Here is a 19,207-nt window from a genome sequence, read left to right on the forward strand (position 1 = left end):
AGAGCACTGCTTGTAGCCCAGCGACTGCTTGAGCACGGTCACTATGCCCAACGAGTTGAGGACCATGTCGCGCGAGTGCTCGGCGTTGGCGGTGATGCCGCGGACGCAGTTTCACGCGCAGGCTGTTGACCGCGTGTTCCATCGTGAAATCGACGTAAACAGCGCGAAGGTGATTACCGGTTCCATGACGTTGAGTGCAACTGGCCAGCCGAAGCGGCCAACGTGACGGTCAGGTCGAGGCCGATGACCAGGAAGCTGGTCTGGTTCACGACCTCCGGAATCACCGGATTGACCTTGCCCGGCATGATCGACGAACCGGGCTGCATCTGCGGCAGGTTGATCTCGTTGAAGCCGCAGCGCGGACCCGAGGCGAGCAGGCGGATGTCGTTGCAGATCTTGGTCAGTTTCGCCGCCGTACGCTTGAGGACACCCGACAGCTGTACGTAGGCGCCGGTGTCGGAGGTGGCCTCGACCAGGTCGCCGGCGAGGATCAGCTTGATGCCGGTGAGGTCCGACAGGCAGCGCGTGACCATTTCCGGGTAGCCGCGCGCGGCGGTCACCGAGGTACCGATCGCCGTCGCTCCGAGATTGACCTCGTGCAGCAACTGGCGCACGTCGGCGATGCGATGCACCTCCTCGCCCATGGTCGTTCCCCAGCCATGGAATTCCTGCCCGAGCGACATCGGAACGGCATCCTGAAGATGTGTGCGGCCCATTTTCAGGACACCCTCGAATTCCTTGCCCTTGGCGTGAAAAGCGTCTTCCAGGCGGCGCAAGGCGTCCATGTAGCTGCTCAGCCGCAGGATCAGCGCCAGTCTGAACGCGGTCGGGTAGACGTCGTTGGTCGATTGCCCGCAGTTGACGTGGTCATTGGGGTTGACGAACTCGTACTCGCCTTTCTGGTGGCCAAGGCTTTCGAGCGCCAGGTTGGCGATCACCTCGTTGGCGTTCATGTTGGTCGACGTGCCGGCGCCGCCCTGGATGAAGTCGGTGACGAACTGGTCGTCCATCTCGCCGGCGATCAAGCGGTCACAGGCGCCGATGATCGCGTCGGCAATCCTGGCATCGATGACGCCAAGGTTGCGGTTGGTCAGCGCTGCCGCTTTCTTGACGTAGCCGAAGGCCTTGACGAAGAACGGCTCGGCCGACATCGGGATGCCGGTAATGTGGAAGTTGTGCAGGCCACGCAGCGTCTGCACGCCGTAGTACGCGGTATCCGGCAGTTCCTTCTCGCCCAGGAAGTCCTTTTCGATTCGTGCCATTGCTGTTCCTTTCGCTTGCGTGAGGGCGACTGCCGCACGAGCCTGACAGCCGTGTTTCGGGAAAAGTGATGGTGTGCTGCAGCAGGCGGCCTGCTTCAAGAACTCTGGTGCACCCACGCGCGCCGTATCTGCCCGCGACTTCGTTGGCGGCCGCAAAGATCCCATAAGCGGCAACACCGCCGTCGGATCTTGCCGGAGTCGTGATTTCTGCCTGCAGCCGCTGCGCCGATTCTAGCCGATGGTGCCGACAGTGACTGAAGTTTAAACGCGCGCCCGGCGGCGATGCTCGACCAACTGCCGCGCAGCCTGGTGATCAGCGGAACGGGTTTGCCAGCAGCCGGTGAGCACCGTGCAACCCACAATCATCGCGTCGTTGCTCGCCGGTCGGCACGCTTCGGCGCGCGAGTTGTCGTCAGGGCTAGCGAGTCAGCGCCATGAACAGCTCCGGCAGCCGCTCCGGCAGGCGCTCGATGTTGTCGATCACCGTATAGCGCCGACCGAAAATGTCGCCGACGTAGTCGTCGGCCTGGCGGTCGAGGTTGATGCAATAGGTGAAGATGCCTTGCTGGTCGAGTTCCTCGACGGCTTTGCGGGCGTCCTCGATCAACAAGCGTTCGTCATGGACATCGACGTCGGCGGGCTGGCCGTCGGTGAGCAGCAGCAGCAGCTTCTTGTCGGCCTTCTGCGCCGCCAGGTAGTGTGCGGCGTGGCGCATGGCCGCTCCCATGCGCGTTGAATAGCCGGCCTGCATCGCCGCCAGGCGGCTTTTGACGGCGTCGCCCCAGCGCTCGCTGTAGCCCTTGAGGTGCAGGTAGCGAACATCATGGCGGCTGTCGGAGTGGAAGCCGGCGATGGCGAAGGGATCGCCGAGTTGTTCGATCGACCAGGCGAGCAGCGACACCGCTTCCTGGCTCAATTCGAGGATGCTTTGCTCGCCACCGCCGGTGCCAACCTTGACCTTGTCGGCCAGCGACTGCGAGAGGTCGAGCAGGACCAGAACCGCCAGGTTGCGACCGTTGGTACGGTGACTCATGTTGATCCGCGGGTCGGGGTTGGCGCCGCCCTTGAAGTCGATCAGCGAGCGAATGGCGACGTCGAGGTCGAGTTCGCTGCCGTCTTCCCGATAGCGAATGCGTACCTTGTCCTGCGGTTTCAGGATGTCGAGCAGGCGCTTGAGACGGCGGGCCAGCGCGGCGTGTTTTTCGAGCAGGCGGTCGATATCGCCGGCGTCGCCGGCCGGGTGCAGCGATTCGTAGAGGCTGACCCAGTCCGGCCGATAGCTCTGGCTCTGGTAATCCCACTCGCGGTAGTGGCGCGGCAGCAGGCGGTCGACGTCGGTAGCAGCTGTCGTTGGGCGCGGCTCGTCGAACATCTCCTCGTCGTCGCTGAGTTCGTGGAATCGCCACAGGTGGCGGTTGTCGTCGCGATAGCCGACGTCGGTATCGGCGAAATGGACGCTGGCCAACTGGTCGCTCTGACGGCGGGTACGGGCGATGTAGGCGAGCGCCAGGTCGGCGATTTCTTCGCTGCTCGAATCACCCTGCGCCATCGTCTCGTGGAAGTGGCCAACGAACTTCAACAATTCGGCGTCGTGGTAGCCGTGTTCGGAATCGAGCAGCGCGCGCGAGAACATGCTCAGGCGATGACGCAGGCACGAAGTGCTTGCCGGGTCGCAGGCGTCGGCGCGCGGTGCCGGGTGCAGCGCCAGGAAGGTCCGGCGCAGGCCGGGATAGACGCGCATCAGCAGCGTCTCGATGCGGCTGTCTTCGAAGACCTCAATCGCCAGGCGCTGCATCGGGCTACAGTTGTCGGCAAACATCGGCGTGCTCCAGCGCCGGTGGCCGGCGATATGCGCCAGCGTCGCGCGGTAGCGGTCGATGCCGGAAACGCCGTGCGCATCGTCGAGGACGTCCGGCAGGCGAATACCGTCGGCATCGTAGTAGGGCGCTGGCCGGGCGGCCTGATCGGCGTCGCTCGGATAGGGCACGAGCAGCGCGCTGTCGCCCCATAGGCCGCGCAGATAGAGATCGAGCAAGCGCTGGTGGTCGACCAGCAGCGTGCCGTGGCGCTCGCGCTGCAGCACGGCGCGGCTGTCCGCCGATTTGAGGCTGAAGTAATCGCGCTGCCGTTCGGGATGATTGGCGTAGTTGCGGATGCCGTAGTCGACCCACTTGCGCAGCCCGCCGATCGACAGTTTGTCGAGCAGCGTCGGCGCCTGCGCGAAGAAGTCGGGCAAGCCGGGGCTGGCGAAGGTCTGATGAATGCCGTGGATCGAACCCGTCGTGCGCTCGGTAAACTCCTGCGTCAGGTCCAGGTAGCGCTGCATTTGCCGCGCTGCAGGCAGTCGGCGAGCGACTGCGGCCAGCGTCTGCAGGAAGGGTGTGATCGCCCTGGCGTTCGGCGATTTGCCGAGCGCCTGCATGCTGGCGTTGATTGCCGGCAGGGCGTCTTCGCCCAGTGTCCTGGCGATCGCCGGCCATTCTTCGAGGAAGAGCAGTGGCGGCTCGACGCCGCGGCCCATGCCGCCGAGGAAGCGCGCCGTATCGAGATAGGCGTCAAGGCCGCTGGCGGAAAGTACGACGAGCGCCTCGCGCAGGCATTCTTCGAAGACCTCGGCGACCTGCGGAAAGCCGCAGGCGAGTTGCTCGCGGTAGCCGTGCAGGCGCTCTTCCCAGGAGGGGGCGGCGGGATTGTCGGGAGCGGCCATGGCCTGAATCTGTACTCGGCGACCGCGCTCAGGCGAAGACCGCGTCGATCGCATGATCCAGCGTGTCGCGGATATCGCGGTCGTCGGTGATCGGTCGCACCAGCGCCATGCGGCAGGCGTCGGCGGGCGCGACGCCGCCCTTGATCAGCGTCGCCGCATAGACCAGCAGACGCGTCGAGATGCCCTCGTCGAGGCCATGCCCCTTGAGCCGCCGGGCAGCGGCGCCGATGCTCACCAGTTGGCCGGCGGTGGCTTCATCAATGCCGCTTTCGCTGGCCAGAATGGCGACCTCCAGCGCCGCATCGGGATAGTCGAACTCGAAAGCCGTGAAGCGCTGCTTGGTCGATTGCTTGAGGTCCTTCATCAGGCTCTGGTAGCCGGGGTTGTACGAGATCACCAGCTGGAAATCGGCGTGCGCGCGGATCACTTCGCCCTTCTTGTCGAGCGGCAGCGTGCGCCGGTGGTCGGTCAGCGGGTGGATGACGACCGTCGTGTCCTGACGCGCCTCGACGATTTCGTCGAGGTAACAGATCGCGCCGATGCGCGCGGCGGTGGTCAGCGGGCCGTCGAGCCAGCGCGTGCCGTTGGCTTCGAGCAGGTAGCGCCCGACCAGGTCGGAGGCGGTCATGTCTTCGTTACAGGCGACGGTGATCAACGGCCGCGCCAGCTTCCAGGCCATGTATTCGATGAAGCGCGACTTGCCGCAACCGGTCGGCCCCTTGACCATCACCGGCAGACGCGCCGCGTACGCCGCCTCGTAGAGCGCGACTTCCTTGCCCTGCGGCTGATAGAAAGGTTCTTCGCGAACCTTGAACTGCTCCTTGTCGGTCATTGCCTGTCCCTGTTCTGCGCTACGTCGATCTGCGGCGGGGTCAGTGACCCGGGGCGCCGGCCGCCATGCGACCCTTGCCCCGCTGTCCCGACCGCCCGGGCTGCTAGCGATGCGCGCCGAGTTTATCGCGCCAGCCGGGATAGAGCGTATCGGCGTCGCCCGGGAACGACTCGAAAGCGCGCGCGAATTCGCGGTGCTCCCTGGCCCACTCGATCGGGTCGGCGCCGGCTTGCCAGCATTCGTAGGCCTGGCGCAGCGAAATGGCTCCGGCGGCCGGGCTGTCGATGTGGCCGTACGAGCCGCCTCCCGAGGTGTTGATGACGTTGCCGTGGCCGAGGTTGGCGAAGAAGCCCGGCAGGCGCAGCGCGTTCATGCCGCCCGAGATGATCGGCGTCGTCGGCTTCATGCCGTACCATTTCTGCAAGTAGGCCGGCCCTTGATACTCGTCGCGCTCGATGATGTAGGCGATGGCCCGGTCGTCGGCGGTGCCTTCCATCTTGCCGTAGCCCATGGTGCCGACGTGAATTCCCGAGGCGCCCTGCAGGCGCGCCATCTTGGCCAGCACGTAGGCGTCGTAACCGCGCTTCGAACTCGGCGAGGTGACCGCGCCGTGACCGGCACGATGGTAGTGCAGGTACTGGTTGGGGTACTGCCGGCGCGCGGTGGTGACCATGCCCGGGCCGCCGACGTAGCCGTCGACCAGAAATGCGACCTTGTCGGCGTCGGCTCCGAAGGCTTCGAGGATGTAGTCGGCACGCGCGCACATCTCGTAGTGATCGTCGGCGGTAATGTTGGCCGAGAACAGCTTGGCCTGGCCGGTTTCGTCCTGCGCGCGCTTCATCGCGTCGACCACCAGCGGCATCACCTTCTTCATCGGCGCGAACACCTGGTTGCCCTGCGGCTCGTCGTTCTTGATGAAGTCGCCGCCGAGCCAGAACTGGTAGGCGGCCTTGGCAAAAGGCTCTGGACGCAGGCCGAGCTTGGGCTTGATGATCGTGCCGGCAATGTAGCCGCCGTCCTTGACCGGCCGGCCGAGAATCCGCCACATGTCGGAGATGTCCTTGGCCGGGCCGTCGAACAGCTGCAGCGCGCGTTCGGGCATGTAGAAGTCATAGATCTTGGCGTGCTCGATGTCGCCCATGCCCTGGTTGTTGCCGATCACCAGCGTCAGGAACGAGACGATCATCATCCGTCCATCGGTGACGTTGCGGTCAAAGAGGTCGAGCGGATAGGCGATGCGCATTTCCTCGCTGGCCTCGTCGATCAGATACACCAGCGCGTCGACGCCGCGCGTGAAGTCGTCGGTGGTGCACACCTCGACGTTGGTGCCGGTCGACGACTCGGCAGCGAAGTGCGCTGCCGCCTGCAGATAGTCGTAGCCGGCCTTGGGCTTCATCTTGTAAGCCACCAGGATGTGTTTGCCAGCGCTGATCAGCTCGTCTTCCTTGAGGCTGAGGTCGGCGTAACGATTCGATTGGTCCATGATTCTGTCTCCGTGTCGATAAGAGTGATGAGGGCGTTGCGTGTTCGTTCAGTGTGCCGCCAGGACGCTTGTCGGCGAGCGCTGTGCCTCACTGGCTGCTGTTCGATGCCAGCGGCGCAGCTGCGCGAGATCGACGTAGCCGTCGTCGTTGAGCGGCTGGCCGCCAAGGCAGCGCGCCGGTACGCCGGGCTCACCGAGGTCGCTGACGACGCTCAGCGCGCCGCTGCAGTCTGTGTCTGCGCTATAGGCGTTGATGGTAATCAACGTCGGCACGCCGGCCGCGTGCGCCGCGAGAAATCCTGGCCGCGAATCCTCGACCGCCAGACAAGCCACCGGCGGTAGTCGCAGCCGCTGCAGTACCCAGTGATAGATAGCCGGCGCCGGCTTCTTGTCGGTGACGACGTCGCCAGCGCCGATGACTTCGAACAGCGTACGCGAGTCGTCGCCGAAGCTGCTCAGCAGCAGGCTGTCGAGGTTCGAACGCGTCGTCGTCGTGGCGATTGCCAGACGCACGCCAGCGCCACGCAAGTCGCCGAGCAAGCGCGCCACGCCGGGCCGCAGGCCGATCGTGCCAGCGCCCAGCAGCTGCCGGTAGATTTCATTCTTGCGTTGGTGCAGGTCGGCCAGCCAGGCGTCGCCGCCCCGCCGGCGCAGCAGTTCGGTTGCGTGCCTGGTGGCAAAGTGACGAAGCCGTTCCTTGCCGCCGGTCACCGCCAGCAGTTCGCCGTAGGCGCTGACCGACCAGTGCCAGTCCACACCGCACTGCGCAAAAGCCTGATTGAACGCCCGGCGGTGGCCGTCGCGCTCGGTATCGGCCAGCGTCCCGTCAACGTCGAAAATGACGGCCTGCAGCGCTGCTCCGGCGGCTGCGGCCAGCGGCAGGGCGCTGGCGATAGGGTCTGTGGTCATGGTGCGCACGCGGCAAGTCCAGGTGCAGCCAGTGTAGGCGGCGCAATAGATAATTAAAAGTTAAACTTTATTCTGATTATGATTAAGTTTTATTACTTAATAAATGCCCCTGCGGGCGCTTGTTGCATCGGCCGACGGCTTTGGTAGCCACTTTTACTGGTTGACCAGCGGAGGTGGCAATGCCTGCTGTTTTGGCGGATAATTTGCCCATGCGCTCCAACCCTCTCCTCCGGATCAGCCAATCATCGTGCCCATTGCTCCTACCGCCCTGACCAACGTCATTCGCGTCCTCGCCATGGACGCGGTTCAACAAGCCAACTCGGGTCACCCCGGTATGCCAATGGGGATGGCCGAAATTGCCGAAGTTCTTTGGCGCCGCCATCTGCGCCACAACCCGGGCAATCCCGCATGGCCCGACCGCGATCGTTTCGTTCTCTCCAACGGTCACGGTTCGATGCTGTTGTACACGCTGCTGCATCTCAGCGGCTATGACGTCTCAATCGACGATCTGAAAAACTTCCGGCAGTTTCGTTCGCGGACTCCTGGTCATCCCGAAGTAGGCCATACAGCCGGTGTCGAAACGACCACCGGACCGCTGGGACAGGGGCTTGCCAACGCCGTTGGCATGGCGATCGCCGAGCAGGTGCTGGCCGCCGACTTCAATCGGCCAGGGCACCAGATCGTGAACCATTCGACCTACGTCTTCCTCGGCGACGGCTGCCTGATGGAAGGCATCTCGCATGAAGCCTGCTCGTTGGCGGGGACGCTCGGACTGGGCAAGCTGATCGCTCTTTATGACGACAACGGCATTTCCATCGACGGCCGTGTCGAGGGCTGGTTCACCGACGATACGCCGCAGCGTTTTGCGGCCTACGGCTGGCAGGTGATCGCCGATGTCGACGGCCACGATAGTGAAGCCATCGACCAGGCGCTGCTGGCCGCACGCGCCGAAACTGCGCGGCCGACGCTGATCTGCTGCAAGACGCGGATCGGCGAGGGTTCGCCAAACAAGGTCGGCACGCACGACGTCCATGGTGCGCCACTGGGGGCGGCCGAGATCGCCGCCGCACGCGTTCATCTGGACTGGCCGCACGCGCCTTTCGAAATTCCCGACGAGGTCTACGCGAAATGGGATGGCCACATGCGTGGCACCGTTTTCGAGAACAACTGGACGTCGCGTTTCGCCACCTATCAGGCGGCTTTTCCAGAGTTGGCGGGCGAGTTTTCGCGTCGCGTGCGCAAGGAGCTGCCTGCCGACTGGAGCGCCGACGTCGCGCAGATGCTTGCCGAGGTCGCCGACCGGGCCGAAAACATCGCCACCCGCAAGGCTTCGCAGAACGCGATCAGCGCGCTGGCGCCGCGTTTGCCCGAACTGATCGGCGGCTCGGCCGACCTGGCGGGTTCCAACCTGACGCTGTGGAAAGGTTCCCGGGGCGTCAGCAAGGGCGAGGGCGGTAACTACCTGTACTACGGCGTGCGTGAGTTCGCGATGACGGCAATCGCCAATGGCCTCGCGCTGCACGGCGGCCTGATTCCTTATACCGCCACCTTCCTGGTTTTTTCGGACTACGCACGCAACGCGATTCGCATGGCAGCGCTGATGCGGTTGCGCCAGATCATGGTCTATACGCACGATTCGATCGGTCTCGGCGAAGACGGCCCGACGCATCAGCCGATCGAGCACCTGGCCAGCCTGCGCCTGATTCCGAACGTCGACGTCTGGCGTCCGGCGGATGCCAGCGAAACGGCGGTAGCGTGGGTCGCCGCCATCGAACGCAACGATGGCCCGACGATTCTGGCGCTGTCGCGCCAGAACCTGCCGACGGTGACGACCGGTGTGCTGCCTGCCAGCATGCGGCGTGGCGCCTATGTTCTGGTTGACTGCAGCGCGCCACAGGCGGTGTTGCTGGCGACCGGCTCGGAGGTCACGCTGGTCGTTGACGCCGCCCAGGCGCTGGCCGCTGAGGGAATCGCCGTGCGCGTCGTGTCGATGCCCTGCGGCGAAGTCTTCGACCGTCAGGACGCGGCCTACCATGCACAAGTTTTGCCACGCGGCATACCGCGCGTGGCCGTCGAAGCCGGCGTCAGCGGCTTGTGGCGGAAGTATGTCGGCCTCGAAGGCGCTGTAATTGGTATCGATCGTTTTGGCGAGTCGGCACCCGCAGGCCAGTTGTTCGACTTTTTCGGTTTCACGGTGAGCAATGTCGTCGCGACCGTGAAATCAGTGTTGTAATTTCTCAAGGAGACCGTTTCATGACAATCAAAGTAGGGATCAATGGCTTTGGCCGTATCGGACGGATGGTTTTTCGTGCAGCCGTACAGAACTTCCCGAATGACATCGAGATCGTCGGTATCAACGACCTGCTCGAACCCGACTATCTGGCGTACATGCTCAAGTACGACTCGGTCCATGGCCGCTTCAAGGGCACCGTCGCCGTCGAAGGCACCTCGCTGGTCGTCAATGGCAAGAAGGTCCGCCTGACCGCGGTCAAGGATCCGGCCGAGCTGAAGTGGGACGAAATTGGCGCCGATATCGTCGTTGACGCGACCGGCCTCTTCCTGACCACCGAGTCGTGCCAGAAGCACATCACCGCCGGTGCCAAGAAGGTCATCCAGAGCGCACCAAGCAAGGACGATACGCCGATGTTCGTGTTTGGCGTCAATGACAGTACCTATGCTGGCCAGACGATCATTTCGAACGCTTCCTGCACCACCAACTGCCTGGCCCCCGTGGCCAAGGTGCTGAATGACAACTGGGGTATCAAGCGTGGCCTGATGACCACAGTGCACGCCGCCACCGCTACCCAGAAAACCGTCGATGGCCCGTCCAACAAGGACTGGCGTGGTGGTCGCGGCATCCTCGAGAACATCATTCCGTCCTCGACCGGTGCAGCCAAGGCTGTCGGCAAAGTCATCCCCGAGCTCAACAAGAAGCTCACCGGCATGGCTTTCCGCGTGCCGACCTCGGACGTCTCGGTCGTTGACCTGACTGTCGAGCTGAACAAGGACGCCACCTACGAAGCGATCTGTGCGGCGATGAAGGCGGCCTCCGAAGGCCCGATGAAGGGCGTTCTCGGTTACACCACCGATAAAGTGGTGGCTACCGACTTCCGTGGCGAGAGCTGCACGTCGGTGTTTGACGCCGACGCCGGCATGGCGCTTGACAGCACCTTCGTCAAGGTTGTCTCGTGGTACGACAACGAGTGGGGCTACTCCTGCAAAGTGCTGGAAATGATTAAAGTCATGGCTCGCTAAGCAGCTACCGAGAGGTGCCTTCGGGCACCTCTCATTCTCGTATTTCCCCCCCTTACGCCCATTTCACTCCTGGCAGAATCTTTCTGCTTGGTCCCTCCTGCTTGCCAGCTTCTTGCCGCCCTTGTCCGGCGGATTAACGCTGTCCGCAGCAGTCGATCTTGCGCTCCTGCCGTCGGAGCACTGGCGCCGGTGCTCCACCCCGTGCTGCCGGTCGAGTGTGCACTTCTTCCCTGCATTTCTTCCCGTTCGTGCCAGGAAAGCCTTGACCACGGTCACCGCTTTCGCCAAAGTGCGCGTCGGACGCGTATCCCCGATCACCCAGAGTTTGTTGGTCCCGCTGTGGCGTGCGTCCGAGCGCCACTGCCGTCATCCTCGCTCGCCTGCAGGATGCGAAACCGCGGTTGAACGCGGCGACGCCCGAAGCTGTCCGAGACAACGGCGGGCACGCGGCCTGACGTGCCTGGTTCGCATTCAGCATTCAGTGTCGGGAAAGCGCACTTGCTACCACACCCCAAAGAAAAAAAAGATAGGAACCCCCCATGCCCCGAGATACCAAAATCGTCGCCACCCTCGGTCCGGCGTCTTCTGACGCCGATGTGCTCGAACGCATGATCCACGCCGGCGTCGATGTCGTTCGTCTCAACTTCTCGCATGGCAAACCGCAGGATCACATCGACCGCGCTCAACTGGTCCGCGAGGCGGCGGCTCGCGTCGGACGCCCGGTCGGCATTCTCGCCGACTTGCAGGGTCCGAAGATCCGTATCGGAAAATTTGCCGACCGCAAGATCTGGCTGGAAAAAGGCCAGCCCTTCATTCTTGACGCCAAATGCGAAATGGGTCATGCCGAACGCGTTGGCCTTGACTACAAGGACCTGCCCCGCGACGTGTCGGCAGGCAGCGTTCTTCTGCTCGATGACGGGCGAATTGTTCTCGACGTGCAGCGGGTGCTCGGTTCGGAGATCTTCACGGTCGTTCGTCACGGTGGCGAGCTGTCTGACAACAAGGGCATCAATCGGCAGGGAGGCGGTCTGTCGGCGCACGCGCTGACCGCCAAGGACATGGACGATATCCGTACCGCGGCGAGCATCGACGTCGATTTCGTTGCCGTCTCGTTCCCCAAGAGCGCGGCCGACATGTATATGGCCAAGCAACTGATGCACGCCGCCGGCGGGCACGCGCTGACCATTGCCAAGATCGAGCGCGTCGAAGCCGTGGCGGCGCTCGACGAGATCGTCTGCGCGTCCGATGGCATCATGGTCGCCCGTGGCGATCTCGCCGTCGAAGTCGGCGACGCCGCCGTGCCGGCGTTGCAGAAGCGGATGATTCGCCTGGCCCGCGAGAAGAACAAGCTGGCGATCACGGCGACGCAAATGATGGAGTCGATGATTCTCTCGCCGACGCCAACGCGTGCCGAGGTCTCCGACGTCGCCAACGCGGTTCTCGACGGCACCGACGCGGTGATGCTTTCGGCCGAAACCGCAGCCGGCAAGTTCCCGGTCGAAACGGTCGAAGCGATGGCCCGGATCTGTCTCGAGGCGGAGAAGTCTGCCGAAGTGACGCTCGAGCGCGAATTCCTCAACCAGGTCTTTACCCGCATCGATCAGACGATTTCTCTGGCGGCGATCTGGACCGCGCACCACCTCAAGGTCAAAGCGATCGCAGCGCTCACCGAGTCGGGATCGACGGCGCTGTGGATGAGCCGCTTGAACTGTGGCGTACCGGTTTATGCCTTGACCCCGCGCCGCGAAGCACTGACCAAGATGAGTCTTTACCGGGCGGTATTTCCGATGTTCATGGACCAGCAGCCGAATAGCCGCGATCAACTGCTGCGCGACGCCGAACAGCTGCTGATGAGCCAGGGCATCGTCGTCAAGGGCGACTTCATCGTGTTGACCGCCGGCGAACCCTTGGGCAACAGCGGTGGCACCAATACGCTGAAGATCGTTCGTGTCGGCGAGTAGGCGGCGCGCGCGAGCCGCCGGCAGCAGCGCGCTGCGCGTTCGCTGGCCGGCCAGCGCTTGAGCGGCACCGGCGGCTTGCCTGGCGGCGAGTCGCCAAGAGCCGTTCGCTGCGCCGTCGATTTGTGGCGGCTGCGGGCGCCGAATAAGGTCGTCACGCCGCTCCCCATCGAGCATTTGCGCTGCCGAAGGCACGCTGGCGCCGACGGGGGACACTGAGCCGGCAACGATCTGTCCTATAATCGCCGAGCTCGACTTCCTTTCGATCACCTCTTTGCCGGACCGGATGAACACGTGACCGACGCTCTCTTCGAATCGACCATCACCAGCCTGCCGCTGCTCGGCCGCGGCAAGGTGCGTGACATCTACGCCGTTGACGCCGACAAACTACTGATCGTCACCAGCGATCGCCTGTCGGCTTTCGACGTAATCCTGCCGGACCCGATTCCCGGCAAGGGCCGGATACTCACTCGGCTGGCCAGCTTCTGGTTCGACAAGCTCGCCGAAATAATCCCCAATCAGCTGACCGGGATCGACCCGGAAAGCGTTGTTGCGGCCAGTGAGCGCGCGCAGGTGCGCGGCCGCGCGCTGGTCGTCAAGCGCTTGCGTCCGCTACCCATCGAAGCCGTCGTGCGCGGCTACCTGATCGGCTCGGGATGGCTTGATTACCAGGCCAGTGGCTGCGTTTGCGGGATCCAGTTACCGGCCGGGCTACTGCTCGCCAGCCGCTTGCCGCAAGCGCTATTCACGCCAGCGACCAAAGCGGCGATTGGCGATCACGACGAAAACGTTTCTTTCGAGCGTGCGCAAGCCGAGTGCGCGGCCGCGCTCGCCGACCTGCTGGCCAGCGTCGGCAAGAGCGGCGCCGAGATTGCCGCGCAGGCGCGCGACGCGGCCATCGCGCTGTACACTACGGCCGCCGAATTTGCCGCAACGCGCGGGATCATCATTGCTGACACCAAGTTCGAGTTCGGTCTCGATAGCGCCGGTACGCTGCATCTGATCGACGAAGTGCTGACGCCGGACTCGTCGCGCTTCTGGCCTGCTGACGGCTACCGTGCCGGCAGCAATCCACCGTCTTTCGACAAGCAGTATGTGCGCGACTATCTGGCGGCTCTGGACTGGAACAAACAGGCGCCGGGGCCGCGCCTGCCAGCGGCGCTGATTGCCGGCACGCGGGCCAGGTATGCCGAGGCCGGCGAGCGCCTGATCGGCGAGAAGTTTGGTGAATGATCGCCGTCCGGGGGTGACGCACGAGCGCGCGTCGACGCCCTTGAGCAAGGAGAATGCATGCCTCTAGAAGCTACGCCAGGCGAGCGCTGCGAGAAGATCTCGCCGCCAAAAGTGCGCAGCGTCTTCCTCGGGCAGCCCTTTTACTGGCTGTCCGCCGGCTGGCGCGATTTACGCACCAGCCCGATTGCCAGCATCGCCTTCGGCCTGCTGTTCGCCGCCGTCGGCGACGTGATCACCGTTTTCGCCTGGCGCAGCGGCCATCTTTTCATCGCCGCCACTTCCGGATTCTTCCTGGTCGCGCCACTGCTCGCCGGCGGCCTCTACGAGATCAGCCGGCGACGCGAGAGCGGCCGGTCGACGGCTTTCTTCGAATCGCTGGCGGCCGGTCGGCGGAACCGCGCCGAGCTGGCCAAGCTGGGATTGCTGCTGGCACTAATCGGCCTGAGCTGGGAGCGCGTTTCGACGCTGCTCTTCGTGCTGCTGGCGCCGCACCTGGCGCCCGATCTGCTGGTCCTGATCGCCGCCGTGCCGACCAACCCCGAGTATCGCCCACTGTTGTTCATCTGGTTGGTCAGCGGCGGCACGCTGGCGCTGCTCGTTTTTGCGATTACCGTCGTTTCGGTGCCGATGTTGCTTGATCGCCAGATCGATTGCGTCACCGCCATGCGCACCAGTCTGCGCGCCGTAAAAGCCAATTTGCGGGTGATGACCCTGTGGGCGTTCATCGTCCTGACGCTGACCGTCCTCAGCTTCGCCACGCTGTTTTTCGGATTGATCATCTTCATGCCGCTGATCGGCCACGCCTCGTGGCACGCTTATCGTGACCTTGTAGAATAAGTGACGCAGCGCCGAGCTGGGCTCGGCGACTGCTTTTCGCGAACCACGGAACCTCTGATGACTGCCACCCCCCCGAACGACAACCCACTGCTCGACTTTTCTGGTCTGCCCCGCTTCGACGTCATTGTGCCGTCCGACGTGCAGCCGGCAATCAGCAAGCTGCTCGGCGAGGGCCGCGCGCTGATCGAGCGCCTGACCATGGACGACGTCGCCGCGACCTGGACCGATTTCGCCGCGCCGCTGACCGACGGTCTCGAGCCGCTGTCGCGCGCCTGGGGAATCGTCGGTCACCTGCACGCGGTCAATGACGTTCCCGATTGGCGCGACGCCTATAACCGGATGCTACCCGAGGTCTCGCGTTTTTACGCCGAAGTCGGTCAGAACCTGCGGCTGTTCGCCAAGTACAAGGCGATCGCCGAGAGCAGCGAATACGCCGGCTTGTCGGCCGCGCAGCGGCGGATTGTCGACCACGAGGTACGCGACTTCCGGCTCGCCGGCGCCGAGTTGCCCGAAGATCAGAAGCCGCGCTTCCAGGCCGTCGCCGAGGAGCTGTCGCAGCTTGCGGCCAGGTTTTCGGAGAACCTGCTCGACGCGACCAACGCATTCGCCGAGACAGTGAGCGACGAAGGCGAACTGGCCGGCCTGCCCGACGACGCCCGCCAGGCCGCCCGCGAGGCGGCCGAGAAGGCTGGCGAGGGCGGCTGGCGGTTCACCCTGCACATGCCGTCCTACCTGCCGGTGCTGCAGTACGCCGATAGCCGTCGCCTGCGGGCGTCGATGTATCGGGCCTACGCCACGCGCGCCGCGGAATTTGGCGCCGCCGAACTCGACAACACGGCGCTGATTCGCCAGATTCTGCTGCTCCGCCGGGAAGAAGCGCAGATGCTCGGCTACGCCAACTTCGCCGAGGTTTCGCTGGTGCCAAAAATGGCCGAATCGATACCGCAGGTGCTCGGCTTCCTGCACGACCTGGCGGTCAAGGCGCGGCCCTTTGCCGAACAGGATGTCGCCGACCTGCGAGCTTTCGCGCGTCGCGAACTGCAACTCGAGACGATGGAGGCGTGGGACGTCGGCTACGTTTCAGAAAAGTTGCTGCAGCAGCGCTACGCGTTCTCCGAGCACGAGGTGAAGCAGTATTTCACCGAGGACAAAGTCCTGGCCGGCTTGTTCACGGTCATCGAAAGGCTGTTCGGCGTTCGCCTCAAGTGCGACACGGCGCCGCTCTGGCATCCGGACGTCCGTTTCTTTCGCATCGAGACGCCGGCTGGCGAACTGCTTGGCCAGTTCTACCTTGACCTCTACGCCCGCGAAACGAAGCGCGGTGGCGCCTGGATGGACGAAGCCGTCTCGCGCCGTCGGCGCGCGCCGACGGCAGGCGGCGACGCAATCCAGAAGCCGGTCGCCTACCTCAACTGCAATTTCTCACGGCCGGTTGGCGAGAAGGATGGCCAGCCCCGGCCGGCGACTTTCACCCACGACGAGGTGATCACGCTTTTCCACGAAACCGGTCATGGCCTGCATCACTTGCTGACACGGGTCGATGAACTGGCTGTCTCGGGAATCCACGGCGTCGAATGGGATGCCGTCGAACTGCCGTCGCAGTTCATGGAGAACTACTGCTGGGAGTGGAGCGTGCTGCAGGCGATGAGCGCCCACGTCGATAGCGGCGAGCCGCTGCCGCGCGCCCTGTTCGACAAGATGCTGGCGGCGAAGAATTTCCTCAGCGGCATGCAGACGCTGCGGCAGGTCGAGTTCTCGCTGTTCGACCTACTGCTGCACAGCGACTTCGACCCGGCCGGCGAGCGCAGCGTGCTCGACCTGCTCGGCGACGTGCGCCGCGACGTGGCGGTCCTGGTGTCGCCCGAGTGGCATCGCTTTCCGAACAGCTTTGCGCACATCTTCGCTGGCGGTTACGGCGCTGGCTACTACAGCTACAAGTGGGCCGAGGTTCTTTCGGCCGACTGCTACGGTGCTTTCGAAGAGGCCGGCAATCCCTTTGACCCGAGCACCGGCGAGCGTTTCCTGAGCAGCATCCTGTCGGTTGGCGGCAGTCGCGCAGCGATCGACAACTTCCGTGCCTTCCGCGGTCGCGAACCGCAGGTGGACGCGCTGCTCAGGCACAGTGGCATGATTCCCGCCTGAAAGGAGATCGCCCATGCGCACTGCTCTGCGCATCGCCCGCGTCGTCAACATCGCTGCCGCGCTACTGGCGACGAACGTCGTCAGCGCCCAGACGACGTACCGCTGGTCAGACCCGAAGACCGGCGTTCCCGTAATCTCCGATCGGCCGCCGCCGCCAGGAACGGCGCGCGTGGTGATCAACGAGGGCCCCAGTATCGCCGACTCGCAGCGGCTTCCCTACGCCACCCGCCGGGCCAGCGAGAAGTTCCCGGTGGTCTTGTATACCAGTGCCGGCTGTGGCGCCTGTCAGCAGGCGCGCGAGCTGCTCAATCGTCGTGGCGTGCCCTTCTCGGAAAGTGTGATCACCAGCCAGGACGAGCTCAGCGAACTTGGCCGGCAACTCGGCGGTAACGCCGTCCTGCCGAGTGTCAGCGTCGGCCACCAGAATGCCACGGGTTTTGTCGCCGGCAGCTGGAACGAACTGCTCGACTTTGCCGGCTATCCGTCGAGCGCCCCGTACGGTTTCAAGCCCTCCGGTTCTGCAGCCGAAGAGCGTTAGCCAGCGGGCCGAGCGCCGTGGCGTGAGCGGCATCGTCGCCCTGGCGCTTGCGCAGCCGGCTGGAGAATTGCTCGTGTCGGCGCTATAGTCTGAATCTCGGCCACTGGCCATCGAGGTTCCGGTGATCAACAGCGTTGCCCCTTTGCATGCTTTCGCTTTCTCGCCGCCGCCGCCAGCACGCGACGCGGCGCCCGGTCGCTCGGTCGACGGCGAGAACGACAGCCAGGTGCCAGCGCTCCGGCAGAGCGAGACGGCGGCCGACCCGGCGGCCACGGGAGGCGGCTCGGAGAGCGAGTTTTCCGTTGCCGATTTGCGCCAGATCGCTGCCTTGCAGGCGACCGATCGCCAGGTACGCACGCACGAGCTGGCGCACATGGCGGCCGGCTCCGGCCTCACGGGTGGCGCGTCTTTCACCTATCAGGTCGGTCCTGACCGTCAGCGCTACGCCGTCGGCGGCGAAGTCAGTATTGACATTTCCCCGGCCGACGACCCCAAGGCAACGATCGCCAAGGCGCTGCAGATTCGCGCTGCTGCTCTGGCCCCCGCCGATCCATCGCCCCAGGACCAGAAAGTCGCCGCGCTGGCCGCTCAGATGGCAAGCGTGGCGCGCCTGGAACTCGCCACCCGCGAGCGCGCCGCGAGTAGCGCTGAAGGCAGCGCCGACAGCCGCCAGGCGATCGCTCGGCGTCCTGGCGTAGCGGCCGCTGCCGCCTACCAGTCCGTTGCCGACGGCGAACGCGCCACGGGATTCCGCGCACTCGCCTGACACGCCCGCTCGGGCAAGGCCGATGGCGACACGCCAGGGCTGGCTCCTTGTGCCGACCAGAGCGCGCCGCTGTTTTCTCGTTGACGGTGTGCATTAATTCCTATCCGTTGCGTCGCCTCTGCGGCGACACTGCTGCTGACGGTCGCAGGCGCGGCCGCGACACGGAGATCGCCCGCCCGCCATGGCGAGTAGCTGCACTGGCGGCAGCGAGAGCGACGCAGGGTGAAAACGCATGTTCCTAAGGATATTGTGGCGGCTACTGTCGGCGGCTTTTCTTGCCGCGCCGGCGTACGCCGACAGCGACCGCCAGGCGCCACGAGTGCTGGCCGCGCTGGAGCAAGGGCGAGCGGCGGAATTGGGCATCGGGATCAGCAAGAATCCGCTACTGGCCATGGCGCTCTATTGCGATGCCGGGATGTTGGCCAGTGGCGACGGATTCTTCCACCTCGGACGACTGCTGGCCAGCGCACCGCCGGCTGCGCGCCAGCAAGGTCTGGCCAACACCTATCTGGCGCTGGCGGCGCGTCTCGGCCGGCAAGACGCGCTCAAGTACTACGATGCACGCGTCGACAGCGCGCTCCTCGACGCACCCTGCGGCGCTTTTTCAGCAGCCACCAAGACCGCGGCTTTTGACCTCGATGCGTATCTGGCGCATCAATCAGCAGACAAGCAGAAACTCGCCGTGCTGATCCGCGGTCTGGCCAACGAATACGGCGTCGATGCGCGTCTGGCGCTGGCCATCGCCCTCGCCGAGTCGAACCTCGACGCCAACGCCGTGTCGCCGAACAAGGCGCAGGGCGTGATGCAACTGGACCCGGAAACGCAGCGGCGTTTCGGCGTCACCAGGCCCTTCGATGCCGAGCAGAACGTCAGGGCCGCGCTGGCCTACCTGGCGTCGCTGGACAAGCGCTTTCTCGGCGACCGGGGTCTGATTATCGCTGCCTACCATGCCGCGGACAAAGAAAGCGCCGAGCTTTGTGGTGACGCGTCGTCGTGCTTCGAAACACGGCAATACGTCCGCCACGTCCTGCTCTTCGCCGGCTTGGCGGCGGCGGCGCCAGCCGATCGCCGCCGCCAGACGCCTGCTCTGGTGCCGCTGGCGATACCGCTGCCAGACCTTGCCAGCGAGCAGGCGCCCTTTGTGGCGGTGAGTGGTACGGCACCCGCCAGACGGCGCCCGGCCAAGAGCGTGCCGGGCCGTCGCCTTGCCGATTGACGGCGGCCAGCACCGCCAGACATACTCGCGGAGCGGCGTCCGTGCAGCCACCTCGCTGGCACGGTAAAT

13 protein-coding genes and 1 pseudogene are annotated in these 19,207 nt (G+C 64.6%); 9 read left to right on the top strand and 5 right to left on the bottom strand.

The features are described from left to right. The 5 genes and pseudogenes from QZ656_RS15405 to QZ656_RS15425 form a co-directional block, all read right to left on the bottom strand. Positions 1–1,262: pseudogene (locus QZ656_RS15405) on the bottom strand (aspartate ammonia-lyase); the annotation flags it as partial. Between the two features lie 418 nt (positions 1,263–1,680). Next, positions 1,681–3,969, bottom strand: coding sequence for a VWA domain-containing protein (locus QZ656_RS15410; RefSeq protein ID WP_291992129.1), 2,289 nt, complete (start codon positions 3,967–3,969; stop codon positions 1,681–1,683). Positions 3,970–3,997: 28 nt separating this feature from the next. Then, the gene (locus QZ656_RS15415; protein ID WP_291992128.1) at positions 3,998–4,801 is read right to left on the bottom strand and encodes a CbbQ/NirQ/NorQ/GpvN family protein; all 804 of its coding nucleotides are present in this window, start codon (positions 4,799–4,801) and stop codon (positions 3,998–4,000) included. 103 nt (positions 4,802–4,904) lie between these two features. Then, on the bottom strand, positions 4,905–6,284 hold the full coding sequence (locus QZ656_RS15420; protein WP_291994232.1) for a ribulose-bisphosphate carboxylase: 1,380 nt from the start codon (positions 6,282–6,284) through the stop codon (positions 4,905–4,907). Positions 6,285–6,332: 48 nt separating this feature from the next. Then, positions 6,333–7,193 carry an HAD-IA family hydrolase gene (locus QZ656_RS15425; protein WP_291994233.1) on the bottom strand — a complete coding sequence of 287 codons (861 nt, stop codon included), beginning with the start codon at positions 7,191–7,193 and terminating at the stop codon, positions 6,333–6,335. 247 nt (positions 7,194–7,440) lie between these two features. Here QZ656_RS15425 and tkt point away from each other — a divergent pair, with 247 nt between their 5' ends. The 9 genes from tkt (at position 7,441) to QZ656_RS15470 (ending at position 19,138) form a co-directional block, all read left to right on the top strand. Beyond that, a complete protein-coding gene (gene tkt / locus QZ656_RS15430; RefSeq protein WP_291994234.1) occupies positions 7,441–9,426 on the top strand; it encodes a transketolase in 1,986 nt (661 codons plus the stop codon). Between the two features lie 20 nt (positions 9,427–9,446). Further along, positions 9,447–10,448: a type I glyceraldehyde-3-phosphate dehydrogenase gene (gene gap / locus QZ656_RS15435; RefSeq protein ID WP_291994235.1), complete on the top strand. Its 1,002-nt coding sequence runs from the start codon at positions 9,447–9,449 to the stop codon at positions 10,446–10,448. A 539-nt stretch (positions 10,449–10,987) separates the two neighbouring features. Then, complete coding sequence (gene pyk / locus QZ656_RS15440) at positions 10,988–12,409, top strand: pyruvate kinase (RefSeq protein ID WP_291994236.1); 1,422 nt, start codon at positions 10,988–10,990, stop codon at positions 12,407–12,409. 291 nt (positions 12,410–12,700) lie between these two features. Beyond that, positions 12,701–13,639 carry a phosphoribosylaminoimidazolesuccinocarboxamide synthase gene (locus QZ656_RS15445; RefSeq protein ID WP_291994237.1) on the top strand — a complete coding sequence of 313 codons (939 nt, stop codon included), beginning with the start codon at positions 12,701–12,703 and terminating at the stop codon, positions 13,637–13,639. Between the two features lie 57 nt (positions 13,640–13,696). Continuing rightward, positions 13,697–14,476: a DUF2189 domain-containing protein gene (locus QZ656_RS15450; protein ID WP_291994238.1), complete on the top strand. Its 780-nt coding sequence runs from the start codon at positions 13,697–13,699 to the stop codon at positions 14,474–14,476. Positions 14,477–14,533: 57 nt separating this feature from the next. Further along, positions 14,534–16,618 (top strand): M3 family metallopeptidase, encoded by a 2,085-nt coding sequence (locus QZ656_RS15455; protein WP_291994239.1) that lies wholly within the window; start codon positions 14,534–14,536, stop codon positions 16,616–16,618. Positions 16,619–16,631: 13 nt separating this feature from the next. Next, a complete protein-coding gene (locus QZ656_RS15460; RefSeq protein WP_291994240.1) occupies positions 16,632–17,156 on the top strand; it encodes a glutaredoxin family protein in 525 nt (174 codons plus the stop codon). Positions 17,157–17,277: 121 nt separating this feature from the next. Continuing rightward, complete coding sequence (locus QZ656_RS15465) at positions 17,278–17,922, top strand: putative metalloprotease CJM1_0395 family protein (RefSeq protein ID WP_291994241.1); 645 nt, start codon at positions 17,278–17,280, stop codon at positions 17,920–17,922. Positions 17,923–18,154: 232 nt separating this feature from the next. Next, positions 18,155–19,138 (top strand): lytic transglycosylase domain-containing protein, encoded by a 984-nt coding sequence (locus QZ656_RS15470; RefSeq protein WP_291994242.1) that lies wholly within the window; start codon positions 18,155–18,157, stop codon positions 19,136–19,138. Positions 19,139–19,207 lie beyond the last annotated feature (69 nt).

Origin of the sequence: Candidatus Accumulibacter sp. ACC003 (genome assembly GCF_907163085.1) — a bacterium.
GTDB lineage: Bacteria > Pseudomonadota > Gammaproteobacteria > Burkholderiales > Rhodocyclaceae > Accumulibacter.

Bases quoted from the DNA above. Each gene is read 5' to 3' on its own strand.
- QZ656_RS15410 (WP_291992129.1), bottom strand. From the start codon at position 3,969: ATGGCCGCTCCCGACAATCCCGCCGCCCCCTCCTGGGAAGAGCGCCTG.
- QZ656_RS15425 (WP_291994233.1), bottom strand. From the start codon at position 7,193: ATGACCACAGACCCTATCGCCAGCGCCCTGCCGCTGGCCGCAGCCGCC.
- gap (WP_291994235.1), top strand. From the start codon at position 9,447: ATGACAATCAAAGTAGGGATCAATGGCTTTGGCCGTATCGGACGGATG.
- QZ656_RS15420 (WP_291994232.1), bottom strand. From the start codon at position 6,284: ATGGACCAATCGAATCGTTACGCCGACCTCAGCCTCAAGGAAGACGAG.
- QZ656_RS15450 (WP_291994238.1), top strand. From the start codon at position 13,697: ATGCCTCTAGAAGCTACGCCAGGCGAGCGCTGCGAGAAGATCTCGCCG.
- pyk (WP_291994236.1), top strand. From the start codon at position 10,988: ATGCCCCGAGATACCAAAATCGTCGCCACCCTCGGTCCGGCGTCTTCT.
- QZ656_RS15460 (WP_291994240.1), top strand. From the start codon at position 16,632: ATGCGCACTGCTCTGCGCATCGCCCGCGTCGTCAACATCGCTGCCGCG.
- QZ656_RS15455 (WP_291994239.1), top strand. From the start codon at position 14,534: ATGACTGCCACCCCCCCGAACGACAACCCACTGCTCGACTTTTCTGGT.
- QZ656_RS15415 (WP_291992128.1), bottom strand. From the start codon at position 4,801: ATGACCGACAAGGAGCAGTTCAAGGTTCGCGAAGAACCTTTCTATCAG.
- QZ656_RS15470 (WP_291994242.1), top strand. From the start codon at position 18,155: ATGTTCCTAAGGATATTGTGGCGGCTACTGTCGGCGGCTTTTCTTGCC.